This window comes from Exiguobacterium sp. s129, from assembly GCF_018617585.1.
Taxonomy (GTDB): domain Bacteria; phylum Bacillota; class Bacilli; order Exiguobacteriales; family Exiguobacteriaceae; genus Exiguobacterium; species Exiguobacterium aestuarii_A.
On the sequence record NZ_JACSKL010000001.1, the window covers coordinates 225653 to 243343 of the forward strand.

18 protein-coding genes are annotated in these 17691 nt (G+C 48.5%); 3 read left to right on the plus strand and 15 right to left on the minus strand.

Annotation, left to right across the window (positions count from 1 at the left end; all coding sequences use genetic code 11):
* Nucleotides 1-62: 62 nt before the first annotated feature.
* The 4 genes from KNO92_RS01005 to KNO92_RS14885 all read right to left on the minus strand — a co-directional run bounded on the left by KNO92_RS01005 (nt 63) and on the right by KNO92_RS14885 (nt 3058).
* On the minus strand, nt 63-1799 hold the full coding sequence (locus tag KNO92_RS01005; RefSeq protein ID WP_214694479.1) for a methyl-accepting chemotaxis protein: 1737 nt from the start codon (nt 1797-1799) through the stop codon (nt 63-65).
* 95 nt (nt 1800-1894) lie between these two features.
* Nucleotides 1895-2350: a hypothetical protein gene (locus KNO92_RS01010; protein WP_214694484.1), complete on the minus strand. Its 456-nt coding sequence runs from the start codon at nt 2348-2350 to the stop codon at nt 1895-1897.
* Between the two features lie 11 nt (nt 2351-2361).
* Nucleotides 2362-2784: a 3-hydroxyacyl-ACP dehydratase FabZ gene (gene fabZ, locus KNO92_RS01015; RefSeq protein WP_214694486.1), complete on the minus strand. Its 423-nt coding sequence runs from the start codon at nt 2782-2784 to the stop codon at nt 2362-2364.
* 13 nt (nt 2785-2797) lie between these two features.
* Nucleotides 2798-3058 (minus strand): DNA-directed RNA polymerase subunit beta, encoded by a 261-nt coding sequence (locus KNO92_RS14885; protein ID WP_214694488.1) that lies wholly within the window; start codon nt 3056-3058, stop codon nt 2798-2800.
* 194 nt (nt 3059-3252) lie between these two features.
* Between KNO92_RS14885 and mscL the strand changes: the two genes are divergently transcribed.
* A complete protein-coding gene (mscL, locus tag KNO92_RS01025) occupies nt 3253-3630 on the plus strand; it encodes a large conductance mechanosensitive channel protein MscL (RefSeq protein WP_214759772.1) in 378 nt (125 codons plus the stop codon).
* Nucleotides 3631-3656: 26 nt separating this feature from the next.
* Here mscL and KNO92_RS01030 read toward each other — a convergent pair whose 3' ends face one another.
* The 4 genes from KNO92_RS01030 to KNO92_RS01045 form a co-directional block, all read right to left on the minus strand.
* The gene (locus KNO92_RS01030; protein WP_214694492.1) at nt 3657-4754 is read right to left on the minus strand and encodes a glycerate kinase family protein; all 1098 of its coding nucleotides are present in this window, start codon (nt 4752-4754) and stop codon (nt 3657-3659) included.
* 65 nt (nt 4755-4819) lie between these two features.
* Nucleotides 4820-5602 carry a flagellar hook-basal body protein gene (locus tag KNO92_RS01035; protein WP_214694494.1) on the minus strand — a complete coding sequence of 261 codons (783 nt, stop codon included), beginning with the start codon at nt 5600-5602 and terminating at the stop codon, nt 4820-4822.
* A gap of 11 nt (nt 5603-5613) precedes the next feature.
* Entirely contained in the window at nt 5614-6387 is a 774-nt protein-coding gene (locus KNO92_RS01040; protein ID WP_214694496.1) for a flagellar hook-basal body protein, read from the minus strand.
* Between the two features lie 98 nt (nt 6388-6485).
* A complete protein-coding gene (locus KNO92_RS01045) occupies nt 6486-8441 on the minus strand; it encodes a HAMP domain-containing sensor histidine kinase (RefSeq protein ID WP_214759773.1) in 1956 nt (651 codons plus the stop codon).
* 187 nt (nt 8442-8628) lie between these two features.
* Between KNO92_RS01045 and KNO92_RS01050 the strand changes: the two genes are divergently transcribed.
* Nucleotides 8629-10410, plus strand: a complete 1782-nt coding sequence (locus KNO92_RS01050) for a sensor histidine kinase (RefSeq protein ID WP_214759774.1) — start codon at nt 8629-8631, stop codon at nt 10408-10410.
* Nucleotides 10391-11170, plus strand: coding sequence for a response regulator (locus KNO92_RS01055; RefSeq protein WP_214759775.1), 780 nt, complete (start codon nt 10391-10393; stop codon nt 11168-11170). The genes KNO92_RS01050 and KNO92_RS01055 overlap by 20 nt, the downstream gene beginning before the upstream one ends.
* Before the next feature lie 62 nt (nt 11171-11232).
* On the opposite strand, the gene KNO92_RS01060 is transcribed toward KNO92_RS01055, so the two are convergent.
* The 7 genes from KNO92_RS01060 to atpD form a co-directional block, all read right to left on the minus strand.
* On the minus strand, nt 11233-11397 hold the full coding sequence (locus tag KNO92_RS01060) for an SDR family oxidoreductase (RefSeq protein ID WP_214759985.1): 165 nt from the start codon (nt 11395-11397) through the stop codon (nt 11233-11235).
* Between the two features lie 45 nt (nt 11398-11442).
* Nucleotides 11443-12429 carry a rod shape-determining protein gene (gene mreB, locus KNO92_RS01065; RefSeq protein ID WP_074035900.1) on the minus strand — a complete coding sequence of 329 codons (987 nt, stop codon included), beginning with the start codon at nt 12427-12429 and terminating at the stop codon, nt 11443-11445.
* 81 nt (nt 12430-12510) lie between these two features.
* On the minus strand, nt 12511-13812 hold the full coding sequence (gene murA / locus KNO92_RS01070; RefSeq protein WP_214694514.1) for a UDP-N-acetylglucosamine 1-carboxyvinyltransferase: 1302 nt from the start codon (nt 13810-13812) through the stop codon (nt 12511-12513).
* Between the two features lie 242 nt (nt 13813-14054).
* Nucleotides 14055-14273, minus strand: a complete 219-nt coding sequence (locus KNO92_RS01075; RefSeq protein ID WP_074035896.1) for a DUF1146 family protein — start codon at nt 14271-14273, stop codon at nt 14055-14057.
* 201 nt (nt 14274-14474) lie between these two features.
* Entirely contained in the window at nt 14475-15665 is a 1191-nt protein-coding gene (locus tag KNO92_RS01080) for an EAL and HDOD domain-containing protein (protein ID WP_214694516.1), read from the minus strand.
* Nucleotides 15666-15816: 151 nt separating this feature from the next.
* Nucleotides 15817-16227, minus strand: coding sequence for a F0F1 ATP synthase subunit epsilon (locus tag KNO92_RS01085; RefSeq protein ID WP_012727354.1), 411 nt, complete (start codon nt 16225-16227; stop codon nt 15817-15819).
* Between the two features lie 28 nt (nt 16228-16255).
* Nucleotides 16256-17674 carry a F0F1 ATP synthase subunit beta gene (gene atpD, locus KNO92_RS01090; protein ID WP_159562971.1) on the minus strand — a complete coding sequence of 473 codons (1419 nt, stop codon included), beginning with the start codon at nt 17672-17674 and terminating at the stop codon, nt 16256-16258.
* Between the last annotated feature and the right edge of the window lie 17 nt (nt 17675-17691).

The window sequence follows — 17691 nt, forward strand, 5'->3', positions numbered from 1 at the left end:
AAAAAACCTCCCTTGCGCCCATTATAGCGGACACAGGAGAGGTCTGTCTGAAGTGAGACTGCTTACAACTTGAACTGGCGACTCATCTGTTGCATCGATTCCGCCGTCGTCGACAAATCTTTGACGAGACGATTCATCGTCTCACTCGTCGCTGACATCTGCTGCGTCGAAGCGGCCACTTCCTCGTTCCCGGCCGTGCTCTCTTCTGAGATGGAGGCAATCTCTGACAAGCCGCGCTGGATGTGGTCCTGGTTCGTCTTCACCCGATCGAGCTGGCTACGCATCGAGCCGGTCAGTTGTTGCATATGGCGGACACTTCGTTCGATTTCCGTGAAGGCGCGCTTCGTCGACTCGAGCGTTTCCTTCCCTTCCTCTGCCGCCGTCATACTTTCTGTGAACGTCTGGCCGAGGGCAATCGAATTTTGTTTGACGCTTCCGACAATTTCCGAGATTTCACTGACAGACTCGGCTACACTGTCAGATAGCTTCCGAATCTCCGAAGCGACGACCGCAAACCCTTTCCCGTGTTCACCCGCACGTGCCGCCTCGATTGCCGCATTCAATGCGAGCAGGTTCGTCTGTTGCGAGATTTGGCGAATCATCGTGACGAGCTCTGTCACCTCGTCCGCCTGTTGCTCGAAATCACGGACTTGTCCTTGTGACGACTTCACCTGTTCATGAATATGCGTCATCTGACTGACGGCACTCTCCATGTAGCGAAGCCCATCCATCGTCACCCGACTGACGACTTCTGCCTGCTCGCTCACTTGGTCTCCGTCTGACGTCGTCTGTTCGACGAGCGTCGAGAATTCGTTCATATGTCCATACAAGCGCATCGTCAACACACTTTGATTTTCGACACCGCTCGCAATCTCTTCCATCGTATAAGCGATTTGACGAGACGCATCATTCACTTCTTCCGAGATGCTCGAGACGTTCCCACTCTCGTCTCGGACCGTCTGTGCCGACGATTGGATCCCAGAGATTAAGTCTTTCAACATATGGGTCATCTTGTCCATCGAGACTGTCAGACGCTTGATCTCATCATTCGATTTCAACTGAATGGTTTCGACTTCTTTCGTTGCCGTCGCCAAGTCACCTTCGGCAATCGATGTCGCGACGCGTTCTAGCGCTTGGAGAGGGCGTAGCTTCCAGCCGAGGTACCGCCAGATGATCATGGCTGCGACGACAAGTAAGACGAGAAGACCAATGAGGATTGGTGGCAAACTCTCGGTTAACACATCTCCTGTGATCGCTGCGACTTCTGTGGCTGCCTTATCGATTCCGAGGACCCCGATGACCTCGCTACCACGTTTGATCGGAACGAGCACTGTCACATACTTCCCGTACTCCGGATCGTCAATGACGTTCGTTGTGACCGTATCGCCATTGAACGCATCCATCGCTCCTTCGTATGTCATCGCGGTAGTAGGTGTCCCGATGTCTGCTGCATCCGCTTGACTCAAACCATCAACGATGATTTGAACTTCTTCTCCCTCGGTGGCAATCGTATACACATACATGGCCCCGATTTGTTGGCGATATGTATCGAGATATTCTCGTAACTGTTCATATTGCTCATTTTTTTTCGGATTTGCCAAAAAAGACGCATATGCATCCGCATCTAATGTCTCGCTAATCCGTTCTCCATCTTCAATCATCGTCGCATGCAACGTGCTGAGTACGGAATGCTTCGTACTAAAATATTGCACGACCCCGAACAAGACGATGAGCAAGGTGACGAAGACTAACATCGCTGCTAAGATGCGTGTTTGTAACGACTGTGTTTTCTGTTTCATCTCGATTTCCTCCATTCTGTCCTTACTCTTTGTATCGGACAGAATGCATCAATCTCCATAAAAAAACAGACGATTTTCGACAAAATCGTCTGTTTTTATTCAAGGTTTGTCGAATCGATGACTTCGAGTGGAATCGTGACTTCCGTCTCGCCGTCCTCTACGAGATGGAAGAGCGGAAGTGTATCCGATACGAAAAGATCGGGGTCGACGTCTGTCTGATATTCATACGTTCGAATGTCTTCTTCCCGCTCTGCAATCAGTTCGCCGAACGGGATGGCAATCCGTTCTCCATCGACCTCATAACTCATGACCGTCGTCGGGTCTAGGCGGCGATTTTCTAGCATGCGAATCGTGAAGAGCATCGTTGTATTGTTCGTCCGTTCGAGCGAAACGGCAATCGCATCGGATTGTCCCGCCCGCTTCTCAATCATCGCCTCATCCACGTTCTGTTCATAGACAATGTTCTCTTCGTTCGACTCTTCCGTCTGTAGTTGCTGACAGCCCACAATCGTCATTAAGCCAACTAGTAACACAATTACTAAAGCACGCATCCCATTTCTCCTTACTTCAAGGCGAAAGTGAGTTCTGCTTCACAAGCAACTTCTCCATCGACTGTGGCCACGGCACGTCCTTTACCGATTGGACCACGAATTTTCATGATTTCTACTTCAAGGCGAAGCTGATCACCTGGGACGACTTGACGTTTGAAACGACAGTTATCAATCCCTGCGAAAAAGGCAAGCTTGCCTCGATTCGATTCGTCTTTCAACATTGCGAAAGCACCGACTTGTGCGAGTGCCTCGACAATCAAGACGCCTGGCATGACGTTATAGTCTGGGAAATGCCCGTTAAAGAACTCTTCGTTCGCCGTGACATTTTTTAATCCGACAGCACGCTTCTTTTCTTCGACTTCGATAATTCGATCAACTAACAGAAACGGGTATCTGTGTGGGATTACTTCTTTAATTTGCTCAATTGTATACATCCATCCACCGCCTTTAAGAGGTTAGCCAAAAATCGGTGATATGGCGCCACGTCTCGATGTCAAACACATCTCTCCAGTCGCCTCCGCCAATGACGCTATATCCAATGATCGCTCCAAGGGCGAGCATCGCGATTGCCAACACTAAAACGACGAGTACACGCAGTAAGATCGGGAATCGACGATGATTCGACAATCGTGATCGCTGCTTCTGCTTCGTCTCTTGTTCTGGTGAACCTTTTTGTTCTTCCGAACTCGTTTGTTCATCGTTCGCCACGTCCAACCATCCTTTCAGCTAAAATGATTATATCATATTAGTACCTGGTATTAAAATGCGTAAATTGCTACCTTTTTAGTGTACCCTATGCACAAATGTCGAACAAGCATCCTTCCCTGACAGAAGCTGAACGATTTTTTCCTTTCATCATAAATATGCTACGCTTATGCTATTCCATGTCAGGAGGTTTGTTTATGTTAAAAGAGTTTAAAAAATTCGCGATGCGCGGGAATGTCATCGATCTCGCTATCGCTGTCGTACTCGGTGCGGCGTTCACGGCCATCGTCAACTCGCTCGTCAATGATATCTTTATGCCGCTTCTCGGAATCATTATCGGAGGAATTGATTTTTCTAACTTAAAAGCGAGCGTGCTCGGAGTGGACGTCTTATACGGGAACTTCATCCAACAGATTGTATCATTTATCTTGATTGCTTTTGCCCTCTTCCTAATCGTCAAGGTCATCAATCGTCTACAACGTGAGAAAGAAGTCGAAGAGGCGGCTGCCCCGACTCCTACGAAAGAAGAGCAGTTGTTGACTGAGATTCGTGACTTATTAAAAGAACGTCCATGACAAGCCAAAAACGCTTTGACGAATCGTCAAAGCGTTTTTTCGAGGACATGGCGAACCCGTTGAACCGCATTCGTCAGTAACGGGGCGGCTTCCCATATCGCTTCTTCTAGCGTCATGATGCGTGACACGATTGGAAAGATGGCGACAATCCCCGATTCCACATGAGCGGTCAAGTCAGATTGCCCAGCGAATACGAGTGTCGGGACCCCGTATGTGTGGGCGAGACGCGCCAACCCGTAAGGCGCTTTCCCCTCTAAGCTTTGTGCATCAAACTTTCCTTCTCCCGTGATGAGCCAATCTGCCCCTTTCACATGGTCTTCGAACCTTGACCAACGGACGACTTCTTCGATGCCACTCATATAGGTCGCCCCAAGCTGCAGGAGCGCGAATCCAATACCGCCTGCCGCACCGGCTCCGTCGAGTGACTTCATATCCTGATCGAAGTGACTCGCATAGTCGTCGAGTAACTGATTGTAGCGAACCACATCGTCCGCTGCCAAACCTTTTTGGGGACCGAACACGTGCGCAGCACCTCGTTTTCCCGTCAACGGATTACGTACATCAGAAGCCATTCGCCACTCAACGTCCCTTACTCTCGGGTCGAGTCCTGACCAATCGATGGAAGCGACGTCTGCAAGTTGATGCGGCATCGAGGATACACTTGCACCGCTCGAATCTAGAAAACGAACACCTAACGCCCCAAGCATCCCTTTCCCACCATCAATCGTCCCGCTTCCTCCCAGTCCGATCGTGATGACCGTCGCTCCCCAGTCTAGCGCATGAACAATTTGCTGCCCGACACCAACTGAACTATAGCGCCATGGATCGACGTGAGCGAGAAGCGTTAACCCTGTAGTTTCCGCCACTTCTATCACCGCATGTTTTGTTAATGGTTCAAAACCAAAACGAGTGGGACGCTTCGTCCCATCTAAGCACGTAACGACCTCTTCCACGATGACCGCATCCTCGTGCGTTGCAAGCCACGCATCAAGAAACCCTTCTCCTCCATCTGAAATCGGGATGGTGATGACGTCATGTCCCGGCAAAGCACGACGGACAGCTTGATTCGCCTCCATACTCGACAATGAACCTTTGAATGAATCCATGGCGACCACGATTCGCATCTCGTTGACCTCCCTCTCCATAACTTATATAAAAACCGCCTCTCTCACGGAGAAGCGGTCATACTTTACGGACGTAATGCCGTGACAAGTCCCATCATTTGATCACTCATCGAAAGGGCGCGCGAGTTCATTTGGTAGGCACGTTGTGTGATGGTCATGTCGGTCATCTCTTTCGTCAAATCCACGTTTGACGACTCGAGTGTCCCTTCCATCAACAAATTCCCTAACGGACGATCGACTTCGGTCTCGAGGTCGGCTGCGAATACGTTATCACCGAGCGGACGCAGTTCAGACGTATTTCGGACTTCCACGATATCAAGGCGTCCAAATTCCTGCTCGACACCGTTCACGCTCGCCAATACTACACCGTCTTGACGAATACGATGATTCGTCGCCTCGTTTGGCATCGTGATTGCATTGCCGTCATCTCCGAGAAGCGGGTTTCCGTTCACATCGACGAGTGTCGTCTCATCGCCGACAGACAGCTGCATGTTTCCGCTACGTGTCACACCGACACCGTTCGGCGTGTCCACGACGAAAAATTGACGGCTCGCCTTTAAAAAGACATCAAGACCTCGGTCTGTCATGCGTACCTGCCCAATATTGAATTGTTGGGTGATATCAGCGACTTGGCCGCCGACTCCGATGCGAATGCCATTCGGCGTATCCCGACCGACTTCGAATTCTGGACGTGGTTGGTTATCGTACGCTTGCGATAAGAGTGACGCGAAGTGTCCTTGCTGCCGTTTAAAGCCGACCGTATCGACGTTCGCGATGTTATGACCTGTCACATCCAGTTGACGCTGAAGCTGAGACAGGGAGTTGACCGAATTATAAATGGACTGCATGGTGTTCCTCCTTAACGAACGCGAGCGATTTCGATGGCTCGCTCGGCACTTTTATCATACGCTTGGACGACTTTTTGGTTTGCTTCAAATTGGCGATACGTCATCATGAGATCGGCCATCGTCTGGTCAAGGTTAACGTTCGCTTCCTCGATGAAGCCCTGTAACACCTCTACTTGTGCTGGTGCAGGCGCATCGCCCGTCACGCGCCAATCGTTCCCGACTTGTTCGAGTGTCGTCAAGTCATCGATTTGATAGGCACCGAGTGTCGCCACATTTTGACCGAGCGACGTGATGGTCCCATCTTTTCCTACTTGAAACTCGCTCGATGGGAGCTGGATGCGCTCCCCTTCATCGGAAAGGACGTATCCGCCGTCTGCTGAGCGAAGGAATAACGCCTCATCAATCGAGAAGCGGCCATTCGTTGAATACAATGTCTCGCCTGCCTGTTCGACCGCAAACATCGGTGCACCTGTGAAGTCAGCACCTGCTTTCAAATAGATATCGGTTGGACTACCTGATTCTGTGATACTCCCTGCTGAGAAACGTGGCATCGTCTCTTGAAGATAGACGCCCATTGAAAGAGTGCCGACTTCCCCGTTCACACGCGACTTCCCATTATCGGGATTGCTGACCTGCGCGAGCAACATCTCCGGAAACGATCGGACCACGCCGTCAGACGCCTTGAAGCCCGGTGTTCTCACATTGCCAAGGTTATTGCTTAAAATTTCTTGTTGGCGCTGAAGAGCATTCATCGCGCCTGCCGCTGTATATAATCCGCGTAGCATAGTCGTCTTCCTTTCGTCCTGTAACATGATTCACTCTTTATATCGTACCAAACGAGCGATGCATTCACCGTTTTTTCAAAAAAAGTTCATCCTATGATTTAGGATGAACGTTCTTCGCTTACATGATCGACCATCGGTAACTCGACAATCATCGTCGTCCCTTCTCCGAGTTGAGAACGGACGTCAATCGTGCCACCGTGCAATTGGACGATTTCTCTACAGATCGATAATCCTAATCCGGTACCGCCAATGCGACGACTTGCTTCGGATTGTGACCGATAAAATTTATCGAAGATCCGACTTGCATCTTCCTCGGAGAGTCCCAAACCTTCATCTGTGATGGCGATTTGAATCGTGTCTGCCTCACACGTCACATCGACACTCACATTTCCACCGTCCGGGGAATACTTGATGGCATTGTTCAGGATGTTCGAGAACACCTGTCGTAGCTGAGCCGGGTCTCCTGCCACAAAGAGCGTTTCATCACAGTCGAAGTGGAAGAGATGGTTCTCCGTCGATCCTGCGTGAATCTCGAGTAAGTCGGATAGTAAGTCATTTAGACTCTCGACTTTAAACTCAGGCGTTCCCATACCCGCCTCCATTTTTTGAACGTCTAACAGATCGCTTACGAGACGCTCAAGACGTTTCGTCTCACTCGCAATCATCTCCAAATATCGGGCTCGTTTCGTCTCTTTTAAATCCCGACTCTTGAGCAATTCTGAAAATCCGAGAATCGATGTGAGCGGTGTACGCAATTCATGAGACACGGTTGCGACAAGTTCGGTCTTCACTCGATTGACCTCTGTTTCCTGGGTAATATCTCGCGAGACGAAGATGACACCGACACGTTCATTCTGCAGGTCGATCGGTTCGGCATACATCCGAATCGTCTTCTGACCGTCTTGCATCGTGTACGTGAACGTCTCATCGAACATTCCTTCTTCTTTCGCACGCGTCGTGAAACGGTTCAATCCTTCTTTATCGTCAATTTGATCCATGAACATCGGATAGTACATCGCAATCGGATATAAACTTCCACGTTCTGTTGTTGGAATCGGATGTTCATATAAATCAAAGAGCGCGCTGTTACCAAATCGTTCATTCGTCTTGAGTTCCGTATAGACGATTGAGTCGCGCATCGTGTGCAAGATTCGCGCGGTCTTCTCACGCTCCAGGTCGACTTGATCTTGTTGATTCCGAAGCGAGGTCGCCATCTCGTTAAAAGCCTTAGATAACTGTCCGACCTCATTTTGTAGCGGCTTGATGGGGATGAGGGTCGCGCTCGGATTCGTCGCGAGCCGCTCACTGTTCGTCATGAGCGTCTGCAACTGATTGGTCAGTCGTAAAATATATGGTTGTAGGCCAACGAACAACAAGAAGAGTGCCCCTAGTAAGATTAAGAGCCACATCCATTGTGCTTGTACTAACTGTTTCGAGAGCGCATCGCGTAATTCACTTTCTTGAAAGTCGAGATTTTGACGATAATCGGTAAAAACCGACTCCATATCGACGATGCTTGCACTCATGTCCGCAGCGTTGCTTGAGTTGAGTTTAAATCGTGTCTGGGTAGTCGTCTCATTTTCCGGCATGAATTGCCCCACCGTACGCATCTGCAAGAAAGATTCATCCACTTCCCCCGCCTGTTTCGCAATCACGTATTGTTCGAGCGCGGGCATAACACGTGTCGTATAGATGGAAAAGAGGAGTCGCGCATCTTCCGCGAATTGCGTTTCTTCTTCATTACTTGCTTGTGTTTCGAACCAGGTCGTTTGCTCATCGATGTTCGCTTGAGCCTTACGCACTTCCTCTAACAAGGCGTTTTCCCCAAGTAGGACGTGACCGCGTAACTCATACTGCATCGATTGCCACGTTTCAAATAAATCTGTCGCCCTTGCACGTTGCTCACTAATCCGCTCCAATTGAACGGTCGTTTGTTGAATCGATTGTTGCGTATAAAAATAGGTCCCAACCGATGTGAGCGTGACTAAGGCAATCAATATATAAAAAATTGTCATCACTTGTCGACTAATGCGTTGTTCAATCCAACGTTTCATGGAATGCCTTCTTCCTTTACTCCTGGAATGTCTCATTTCGCACGGTGAATGACTTTTTCTGTTCAAACAAAAAAAGTTCGGGTACGATGATGAGACGGAGAGTCACTGCAAAAAATCCATTCACCTATTAGGAAGAATAACGTAGTGTCCTCACAAGAAACTCACAAAAAATGAAGGGAATGTGCGCATGACTCGTAATCGAATGACGTTTATCTTCATCCTTGTGATGTTGATTGGCGTCAGCCTCACTTTATTGATTCGACATCAGTCAATCAATCCAACCGTCACCGTAAAACAAGGCGAAGCCTCGCTTCTTTCTTCTTCGGTTGACGAAGAGATTCTGCGCCTCGATGGATCGTGGCGTTACGAATCCGGGATTGTCTCGGAAGTCGATCGACGCTCCTATCGAACCATCCCATTTACGACACCATACAAAGAATCCACATATGAAATCGACCTCTCACTTCCAGAAGGAACGTATGCGTTACTCATTCCTTCATCACTATCCTCCTCTACGATTTTGATTGATGGAGCATCTGTTGACACAACACGTATCGGAAATAATCGTTCAGGTGAACAACCATCACTTCTATTACTTGACGATGAAATGAAAGAATTTCGATTGACGGTTCAACAGACACAACAAGCAGGGAATTCAGTGCCTATCGAAGAAAGTATATTGGTCGGCCCGTTACACCAGATTATGACGGCTCAAAATGCTTACTCGGGCTACGAATTTTTCATGTTGCTCATTTCCCTGCTGATTGCCGCGTTCTATGCCATCGTTTACTTGTTCCATCGAAACGAGCGGTTGTACGGCTATGGAACGGCCTTCTTTATGCTGGTGAGCCTCTCCCTCATGTCCCGGGACGGCATGTGGATCTCCGGAAGTGATAAGTTGACGTTAAGTTTGACCTTATTGAGCATAAACATGTTGATTGAATTTGCGAGATGTTTAGAACGTGTACCGTTCGATCGTTTTTTAGCGATTTTGAGGTACCCGCTCTATGGAATGACCGTTTTAGCTGTCCTCCTACCTCAATCCATCTACAGTGTATTTGAATACTTTGTATGGATCATTGTATTGTTCATCTCGTTCTTTTGGGTCGGATTGAACATTGGATGGCTTCTTGAAAAACAAAAAAACACGAATAAGCTCGAATTATTAACATTCACACTTGCCCAAATTATCGGGTATATCGGGATTATGATGTCGACGTTTATCGTGTCTTCCAATCAACAATTGTATGCCAATACGTTTACCATCGTTTACTTCTTATTGATGTTTTTACTATTACCGATTCACTTGTCTACGGACAAAAAGAAAAAGCAACAAGTCGAAGCTTTGGCCTCACAACATGAGATGTCATTCTTCAACGCCCAAATCAAACCACACTTCCTCTACAATACGTTCGGGAACGTGATTGCGCTATGCTATACATCACCACCTGATGCCGCTCGTCTCCTTAGTCATTTGAGCACGTACGTCCGTTTTATTTTCGAAAATGGTCGGACGGATCACGATATTTCCATTCGACAAGAAGTAGATATGATTGACTCTTATCTCGCCATCGAACAGACTCGGTTTCGCGACTCGTTCGAAGTCGTGAAAGAGATTGACGACACGCTGTTAGACTATACGATCCCGTCGCTACTGATTCAGCCACTCGTCGAAAATGCAGTTCGTCATGGTCTTTACCGGCATCCAGGGCAAAAGCGGATCACGCTTTTCATCCAAGAACAAGGTGAGATGATTGATATCCGAGTTCGTGATACAGGGAGCGGATTTGACACTGGTCAGTCGAACGAATCATCAGGTATCGGTATCTGTAATATAAAACGCCGAATTGAACATCTTTCTGGTGCAACATTTGATTTAACCTCTACTATAAATAAAGGTACTGCCGTTCACTTGCGATTACCCAAACAAGAAAGGACGAATCACATCAATGCGTACGATTTTAATTGAAGATGAACATCATATTTTAGGGATGATGGAACGAATTGTGAAAGAAGAGCCTTCTCTTGAATGGGTCGGTTCGTTCCAAAGTCCGACTCAAGCTCTCACGTTTATTCAAGAACATCCGGTCGACCTCGTCTTTTTAGATATTGAGATGCCTGAGATGACCGGTCTCGAGCTTGCGACCTATTTGCCAGAACGGACGCAAGTCGTCTTCACCACCGCACATCAACAGTATGCCGTCGAAGCGTTTAATCTGCATGCGACGCATTACTTGTTGAAGCCGATTACAGAACAGATGATCCATAGCGTCATCCCACGTATCGTTCAGCGCTATGAGGCAATCCAACAAAAAAATCCGCATCAATCTTGTCGTATTCAATTCCTTGATCGTTTTTCGGTTCGAACGCAGGACGGAAATCTTGTGAAATGGCCCACTCAAAAAACCGAAGAGTTATTCGCCTACCTGGTCTATCATCGCAAACAGGTTATCAATAAATGGGTACTCGCGGAAACACTTTATCCGGACATCGATGAACCACAGCGTGCCCTACACAACGTGTACAACGCCATCTATCGCTTAAAAAAAACGTTAGCAGAGCACGAACTAGATATTACAGTGAAGACGATTAATAATGGTTACTCCATCGAACTCGGTGAGTCCTGTGCGTGTGATTATTACGAATGGCTTGATTCAGCACAACCTTCAATCCCTAAGACTGAACTACAGAATCGATTGTTTGTCGATAAAGACTATACGTGGCATTGAGAAAAGGCATCTCGCCAAAAAGCGAGATGCCTTTGTGATGTTATTCAATTCCACCCCACCCATTAGCGCCCTGTGAATCCACCATCCACATGAAGATGTTGGCCATTCACCCATGCCCCGTCTTTCCCCGTCAAGAAAGCGACGAAACGGGCCGTATCATCTGGTGTACCTACCCTATTGTATGGGAACAATGGGAGCAGATGCTGACGAATCTCATGAGTCTCAATCTAACCTACACAAAAACAGGCGACCTCGTGCGGTCCCCTGTTTGTTTATTTCAATCGATCTAAGTTTTCGAGCATGATTCCTGTACCGTGCGCGACACTGAGCGTCGGCTCTTCAGCCATCATGACTGGGAGCATGACACGCTCGGCGACGAGTTGGTCGAGACCGTGAAGGAGTGATCCCCCACCTGTCATGATGATACCACGGTCGATGATGTCAGCGGCAAGCTCCGGTGGTGTCTGTTCAAGGACACGTTTCGTCGCTTCGACAATCTCGTTCGCTGACTCCGCCATCGCTTCACGGAGTTCTTCCGACGTGATCGTCACTGTACGTGGCAATCCACGTACCATGTCACGTCCGCGAATGTCCATCGACTCGTTACGTCCACCTGGGAACACCGTCGCAATTTCTTTCTTGATTTGCTCGGCTGTCCGTTCCCCGATGATGAGTTTATGCTTCTCTTTGATCGCACGGAGAATGTCCGTGTCGAAACGGTCCCCTGCAATCTTGATCGTTTCACCGCAGACGATATCACCCATCGAGAGGATAGCGACATCTGTCGTACCCCCACCGATGTCGATAATCATGTGACCGACCGGCTTCCAGATGTCCATGCCCGAACCAACAGCTGCCGCCTTAGGTTCTACGGCGAGGAAGACTTCTTTCGCCCCTGCTTTTTCAGCGGCCTCACGAATTGCTTTCGCTTCGACTGGCGTCACGTTCGCAGGTGTACAAATCAACATGCGAATACCTCCGAAGAAGCCACGGACTTGAATTTTCTCGATGAAGTGACGGAGCATTTCTTCTGTGGTGGCGAAATCGGCGATGACTCCATCACGAAGAGGACGGATCGCCACGATATCACCAGGTGTACGACCAACCATCTCATACGCTTCTGAACCGACTGCTAGCACTTTCCCTGTAGAGCGTTTCATCGCAACGACTGAAGGCTCGTCTAAGACGATTCCTTTCCCTTTTACGTGAATGACAACGTTTGCTGTCCCTAAATCAATCCCGATATCTTTTGAAAACATGATGTATAGGTTCCTCCGTTCATTTCTTCATTGAAAAGAGCGAGAAGAGTCTCTCCTCGCTCTCGAATTCGTGCTCGTTTCTTAGTTCTGAACCATTTCACTCGTAACTTCGACAGTACCTTGAATGCGCTCGATGTCGGCACCGAGTGCTTGAAGTTTTTTGTGGAAGTCTACGTATCCACGGTCGATATGATATAAATCACCAACGCGTGTCTCTTCTTCTGCGATGAGACCCGCTAGAATAAGTGCTGCTCCGGCACGAAGGTCAGTTGCGACGACCTCCGCTCCTTGAAGATGAACGCCACCTTTGACGATTGCTGAACGTCCTTCAATCTTGATGTCCGCATTCATGCGACGGAATTCTTCCACGTGCATGAAGCGATTCTCAAATACTGTTTCTGTAATCACTGATGTGCCGCCTGCTTTCAAGACGAGGGCCATCATTTGTGATTGCATGTCTGTCGGGAATCCTGGGTGTGGCATCGTCTTCACATCGACCGGCTTCAACTGATCCGGCGCTGAGACGCGCATGCCTTCCGCTGTATCTTCGAAGTGTACACCCATCTCTTCCATTTTTGAAATGAGTGGACGAAGGTGTTCACGCTCTGCACCGATGACTTCGATGTCACTTCCTGTGATCGCACCTGCGACGAGGAATGTCCCTGCTTCGATACGGTCAGGAATGATCGAGTGTTCTGCACCGCGGAGTGTTTCCACACCTTCGATGCGAATCGTTTCTGTACCTGCGCCACGTACGTGTGCGCCCATTCCGTTCAAGAAGTTCGCAAGGTCTACGATTTCAGGCTCTTTTGCGACGTTCTCGATGATCGTTGTGCCTTCTGCAAGCACAGCTGCCATCATGATGTTCTCCGTCGCACCAACAGATGGGAAGTCCAAGTAGATTTTCGCGCCTTGGAGACGACCTTCTACAGAAGCTTCCACGAATCCGTTGCCGATGACCGTCTTCGCACCCATCGCTTCGAATCCTTTTAAGTGGAGGTCAATTGGACGTGAGCCAATTGAGCAACCGCCCGGCATTGCGACACGCGCGTGACCGAGACGAGCTAAAAGAGGTCCCATGACGAGGATAGAAGCACGCATCTTCCGAACGTACTCAAGCGGTGCTTCATCTTTGATGTTGCCCGACGCATCGACAGTTACTTCATTCTTCTCTTCATTGAACGACACCTCTGCACCGAGGTGACGAAGTACTTTATTAATCGTGTACACGTCCGCAAGACGTGGTACGTTTTGTAAAATTGACTTTCCTTCGCTAGCTAACAGAGTGGCAACCAATGTTTTGAGTACAGCGTTCTTTGCTCCCTCAACGCGCACAGTACCTGACAGTTTACGTCCTCCACGGACTACAATCAAATCCTTCATATCTCTCTTTGTCCTCCAACTTCATTGTTTTTTTATATAGTGCGTCGATATCCGATTTCGGATGTGATGATGTCGATTATTAGAATGGTTTTCAAAACGTGATGGGTTCTTCATTCATAAATAAAATCGTAATAAATAAATGCGAACGGAATGAAAAAACATCATGTCAGACGAATTTATCCTACATGATAAACATATAGGAGTCGTTACAGCAGGATTACAGTTTGTTAAACATTCTGTGGCTACTGTATAGGTGCGAGCTCTTGTGCCAATCGGATATACTCCAAAAAGAACTGAGCAATCAACGAACCGAAGACGACGGCTACGAGAACACGCAACACAGCTGCTTGCGGGCTCCTCACTTGATTAAGCAACTTGTCCCATTTGACGGGTAAGAGTGCCCACCAAGCGACGTAAATCGCTATGACATAAATCGCTAGCGAAAATACGGTATTGATCATCGACGATTCCCCTCTTTTCTAAAATTCGTACCATTTTCAATCATATCATGTCATGTTAGAGAAAAAAAGACACAGTGTCTCAAGCTTCGAGCGGTTTTAGACCATTCGATCAACTCACTTTCTCCACAAGCACACCAAAAGGGACGTCATCCGCAGTAAGGCCTTACTACAGTAATTGACGCCCCTCACATATTTCAAACATTATTCACTCGATTCGTCAAGGCTACGTGACCAGCGGATGGCTTCTATGTAATATTGAGCCCAATCTGAATCTGTGTTATGAATAGGGATTGTCAATCGTTCATAAGCGATGACATCCTCGAGTAACATCCGTAATTCGTTCGGTTCTCCGAGAAGCGCCGCTTTCACAGGAGGCACTACAGGCAGCTCTGCAATCAACGTCTGCATCGCCTCGTCAAGAATGACGTCGAGCGATGAGAAGATACCCGTGATAAACGCATCGAACGGAGAGGCACCGCTGTTTGTATCCTCCGCAATCAATTCCATCATCTTCCCACGAATGACACTTTGTTTGATCAGTTCTTTCGATTCAGACGTCTGCATCTCGCGCAGCAACATCAAATAGGACCATCGCTTCAATTCATCGAGCCCGATTCGCGCAACGGCTTGTTCGATGGACTGAATCGTGTGACGTCCTTTTTGATACACTGTATTGACGGAACGAAGCATTTTATACGATAAATCGACACTTCGTTCAATTTGCGCCGAAATGCGACGAAAACTCGGCTCTGGACGATCCAATTCCTTTAACACCTCAATGAGCGTGTGGCGCAGCGGATGGACCTCTGCCCCGTGTATAACGATCGGACGGCTAAAGAAATAGCCTTGGAACATCTTATACCCTAATCGCTTCGCAATCTCGTACTCTGCCGATGTCTCGATTTTTTCCGCTAAAAATTCGACCCGATGTCCGAGGGCATCGATTAACTTTTGTTGCTGTTCCACCGGTGTGGCTTGATAGTCGATTTTAATGATGTCGGCCAAGCCGATCAATGCCCGATACTTCTCCTCAAACACGAAATCATCAAGCGCAATCGTATACCCTTGGCGTCTGAGCGAACGTAGAGACTGCAACACTTTCTCGGTCGGCTCGACGTGCTCGAGTACTTCCACGACGAGAGATTGACGAGGCAACAATGATGGCACCTCCCCTTCAATCAACGTCTGTGGAAAATTGATAAACGCTCTCGTCCCTTCTGTCAATTCCCGAAAATTAAAGACGAGATAGGCGTTATGAATCACGTCAGCCGTTGCTAACGAATCATCGACGTTCTCAAACATATTGTTTTCGCTGCGACGATACAACAGTTCGTAGCCGCAAACGCGTAATTTTTGGTCAAAAATCGGTTGTCGCGCAACGTAAACTTTCATTCCCAACTCCCCTTTACGTTCATTCCCACTTATATTATCGGTCATCCCCCATCTATTTTTTACTAGTCCCATGATTTAGGAGCACGACAAAAGTCCTATCTTTTCATATAAACACAAAAAAAACTCCCACACTTTCGTGTGAGAGTCATTGTTATTCTTTCATATCGCGAATGCTCAAGCGGTTGATCGCTTTTTTGAGCGCAAGTTCCGCACGACGGAATTCGAGTTCTGAGAGCTTCGTGTCTTGAAGACGACGCTCGGCCCGAACCTTCGCCGCAGAAGCGCGGTCATAGTCGATCTTATCCGCCATTTCGGCTGTTTCAGCTAAGATCGTCACCGTATCGGGACGAACTTCCATGAAACCGCCGCTGATTGCGATCAGCGTGCGTCCACCATCTTCGTGGCGCAGTTTGAGGACTGAGACGTCGAGTGGTGTCACCATCGGGATGTGCTTCGGTAAAATACCGAGCTCACCAGTGACCGATTTGGCGATGACCATTCGTGCGTCCCCTTCAAAGGCTGCACCATCCGGGGTGACGACGTTGACGTGAACAGTATTCATCGTCTAGTTTCCCCCTTCCGCGTAGGTCTTAGACCAACGTCTTCGCTTTTTCGATGACGTCTTCGATTGGACCAACGAGACGGAATGCATCTTCAGGAAGATCGTCGTGTTTACCTTCGAGGATCTCTTTGAAGCCGCGTACTGTCTCTTTGACTGGCACGTATGAACCTTTTTGGCCCGTGAACTGCTCAGCCACGTGGAAGTTTTGTGATAAGAAGAACTGAATACGACGTGCACGGTGAACCGTGAGTTTGTCGTCTTCAGACAACTCGTCCATCCCGAGGATTGCGATGATGTCTTGAAGTTCTTTATAGCGCTGAAGCGTCTGTTGAACGTTACGCGCGATTTCATAGTGCTCTTTCCCTACGATTTCAGGAGAGAGGGCACGTGAAGTCGATGCGAGTGGGTCAACGGCTGGGTAAATCCCCATCTCCGAAAGACGACGCTCAAGGTTTGTTGTTGCATCAAGGTGGGCGAATGTTGTTGCTGGAGCCGGGTCCGTATAGTCATCGGCTGGTACATAAACCGCTTGAATCGAAGTTACCGATCCTTTTGCAGTCGATGTGATTCGCTCTTGAAGCATACCCATTTCCGTAGCAAGTGTCGGCTGGTAACCTACCGCCGATGGCATACGTCCGAGAAGGGCCGATACCTCAGAACCTGCTTGTGTGAAACGGAAGATGTTATCAACGAAGAGAAGAACGTCTTGTCCTTGCTCGTCACGGAAGTATTCTGCCATCGTCAAACCAGTCAAGGCAACACGAAGACGTGCACCAGGTGGTTCGTTCATCTGACCGAAGACCATCGCTGTTTGCTTGATAACGCCTGAGTCCGTCATCTCGTGGAACAAGTCATTTCCTTCACGCGTACGCTCACCGACTCCTGCGAATACAGAAATCCCGCTATGCTCTTGCGCGATGTTGTTGATGAGTTCCTGGATGAGGACGGTCTTCCCTACACCGGCACCACCGAAGAGGCCGATTTTACCACCTTTGATGTATGGTGCGAGAAGGTCGACGACTTTGATCCCTGTTTCAAGGATTTCAACTTTCGTTGACAATTCGTCAAATGTTGGCGCTTGACGGTGAATCGGTGCACGAAGCACGTCAGCTGCCACTTCTTTATCATCGATTGGGTTACCGAGAACGTTGAAGACACGTCCAAGTGTCATTTCTCCAACTGGTACCGAAATCGGTGATCCTAAGTCAAGTACTTCCATACCGCGGCGAACGCCGTCAGTTGAGTCCATCGCAATCGTACGGACCGTGTCGTCACCAAGGTGAACAGCTACTTCAAGCGTCAAGTCGACACTAACATCGTCTGCTGTCGCTGCCACGTGTGTGACTTTGAGAGCGTTGTAGATGTTCGGTAAGTGGTTGTCGAACTTAACGTCGATAACTGGGCCCATGACTGCGACTACGCGGCCTTTCATGCCGTATTCGTTCATCGTGTTAGCCTCCTACA